We start from the raw sequence: 1988 nt of genomic DNA, 5'->3' as shown, positions 1-1988 counted from the left end.
CGGTCGACGAGGGTCGCCGCGCCGATGTCGGCCCGCGTGCCCGTCCACTCCTCCAGCACCTGACGCCGCTCGGCCTCACCCAGCAACTCCAGCTCCGACAGCGGTACGTCGGGAGCCGTGACCACGTGTTCCAGGGCGCGCCGCAGCATCTCCGTCAGCCGCTCGACCGTCGACGCCTCGTACACGTCGGAGCTGTACAGCACCGCACCCGTCAGTGGCCCGTCCGGCTCGGCCCGCAGCAGGAACTCCAGGTCGAACTTGACGGCCCCCGTGACGAGCGGCTCCGCGGCCCCGGCCCGCAGGCCCGGCAGGTCCGGCGCCACGGCCGGCCCCGACTCCAGCGCCAGGCAGACCTGGAACAGCGGGTGCCGGGCCAGCGAGCGAGCCGGGTTGACGGCCTCCAGCACCAGATCGAAGGGGACCTCCTGGTGGGCGAAGGCGTCCAGGTCGGCGGCGCGCACCCGGGCCAGCAGCTCCCGGAACGCGGGATCGCCCGAGGTGTCGGTCCGCAGGACGAGGGTGTTGACGAAGAACCCCACCAGAGCGGACAGCGCCTCGTCCGAGCGCCCCGCGACCGGCGAGCCGAGGGGCACGTCGGTCCCCGCGCCCAGCCGGGTCAGCAGGGCGGCGAGCGCCGCCTGAAGCACCATGAACGGCGTGCACCGCTCGGCGCGCGCCAGCTCCACGATCCGCTTGTGCAGGTGCGGCCCGAAGTCGACGTGCACCACCCCGCCCCGCTGCCCCGCCACCGCGGGCCTCGGCCGGTCGTGGACCAGCCCGAGCTCCTCCGGCAGACCCGCCAGGGCGGTCTTCCAGTAGGCGAGCTGTTCCTCCAGGGCCCCGCCGTCGGCCAGCGCGGCCCGCTGCCACAGCGCGTAGTCGGTGTAGTCCGCGGGCAGCGGCGCCCAGTCGGGGGCGCGGCCCGCCAGCCGGGCCGCGTAGGCGGCGGACAGGTCGTCGAACAGCGGGCGCAGCGACTGCCCGTCGGTCGCGATGTGGTGCAGCAGGACCAGGAGGGTTGACTCCGCCTCCCCGGTCCGCACCAGCGTCACCCGCAGCGGATGCTCCGCGGCCAGGTCGAAGGAGTGCCGGGCGGCCGCCAGCAGCTCGGCCTCCCGCTCCGACGGCGCGACCGCACGGACCTCGAAGACCGCCTCGCCGGCCGGGTCGACGACCTGCCGCGGCTCACCGTCCACGGTGGTGAACCGGGTCCGCAGCGGCTCGTGCCGGCCCACCAGATCGCCGAAGGCGGCGCGCAGCGCCCCGACGTCCGCCACCCCGTCCAGCCGGACCGCCATCGGCACGTTGTACGAGGTCCCCCCGTCCTGGAGCCCGGACACCAGCCAGAGCCGCTGCTGGGCGAAGGACAGCGGCGGCCGCTCGGGCCGCACCGCGGCACGGGTGAGCGGCGCAAGCACGGGCCGGCCCGACGCGGCGCCGATCTGCCGCGCCAGCGCCGCCGGCGTGGGGTGCTGGAAGACGTCGCGGAGGGTGAGGGTGACGCCGAGGGTGGCGCCGATGCGGTTGGCCAGGCGGGCGGCGAGCAGGGAGTGGCCGCCGTGGTCGAAGAAGCTGTCGTCGACCGACAGCGGTACGGGGGCCTCCAGGACCTCGCCGACCAGCGTCCGTACGATCTCCTCCAGCTCGGTCCGCGGCTGGCGGCCCCCCGTGGTCAGCGGTGCTTCGACGGCGGGCAGCGCCCGCTTGTCGATCTTCCCGTTGGCGGTGAGCGGCAGCCGGTCCAGGACGGCGAACCGTGCGGGCACCATGTGCTCGGGCAACTGCTCGCGCAGCCAGCTCCGCAGGGCGGCGGGGGCGAGACCGGGGCCGGGCGTGAGGGTGACGTAGGCCGTCAGGTCGGTGGCGTGGACGAGGGTGGCCCGGGCGACCCGGGGGTGGGTGGTGAGGACGGTTTCGATCTCGGTGGGTTCGATGCGGAAGCCGCGGATTTTGATCTGGGTGTCGGTGCGGCCGGTGTAGTGGAGGTT

At 74.9% G+C, this 1988-nt stretch carries 1 protein-coding gene; it reads right to left on the bottom strand.

The genetic code is table 11. The annotated features are described in order from the left end of the window. On the bottom strand, positions 1-1988 hold a 1988-nt coding region (locus tag ABT106_RS31835), incomplete at both ends, for a condensation domain-containing protein (protein WP_351284505.1).

The organism is Streptomyces sp. NPDC002044 (assembly GCF_040296725.1).
In the GTDB taxonomy this organism is placed as follows: domain Bacteria; phylum Actinomycetota; class Actinomycetes; order Streptomycetales; family Streptomycetaceae; genus Streptomyces; species Streptomyces antarcticus.
This window is presented reverse-complemented; position numbering and strand designations above follow the sequence as displayed.